Source organism: Bradyrhizobium sp. 14AA (assembly GCF_054185205.1).
In genome coordinates, this window is sequence record NZ_JAVAYM010000172.1 from 1 (window position 1) to 448 (window position 448).

A 448-nucleotide genomic window follows, 5' to 3' on the forward strand; every position below is an offset into this window, starting at 1 on the left:
TCGCTCGGCGCGCAGCAGGGCGCGCTCAGCCCGCGGACCATCGCGGTGATCACCTTCGCGCTGTGCGGCTTCGCCAATTTCTCGTCGATCGCGATCCAGATGGCGGTGACGGGCAGCCTCGCCCCGAACCAGCGCCCGATGATCGCCAGGCTCGGCATCCGCGCGCTGATCGCGGGCAGCCTGGCGAACCTGATGAGCGCGGCACTGGCGGGCATGCTGATCAGCTGAGCGAAACGCGCGCCGACTCCCGCGCGCACCGGTCGGCATAGCGATGGTGCGACCAGCGCACGATCTGCGCGACGCCGATGAGCAGCACGATGCCGACCGCCGCGATCGGGACCAGCCGGCCGGCGGACAGCGTGCCGCCGAACAGCCGCTCGATCCCGCCGCCAAAGCCATAGCCGATGCCGGTGAACAACGCCGCCCAGATCGCGGCCGCCAGCGCGTT

Annotated in this window: 1 protein-coding gene and 1 pseudogene; one reads left to right on the forward strand and one right to left on the reverse strand. The window is 71.2% G+C overall.

Translation table 11 applies throughout. The features are described 5' to 3' along the window. On the forward strand, window positions 1–228 hold a 228-nt coding region (locus tag RAD15_RS43860; RefSeq protein ID WP_458184870.1), incomplete at its 5' end, for a nucleoside transporter C-terminal domain-containing protein. Here RAD15_RS43860 and RAD15_RS43865 read toward each other — a convergent pair. Beyond that, a pseudogene (locus tag RAD15_RS43865) lies at window positions 221–448 on the reverse strand (hypothetical protein); the annotation flags it as partial. The gene RAD15_RS43860 and the pseudogene RAD15_RS43865 sit on opposite strands and share 8 nt — an antisense overlap.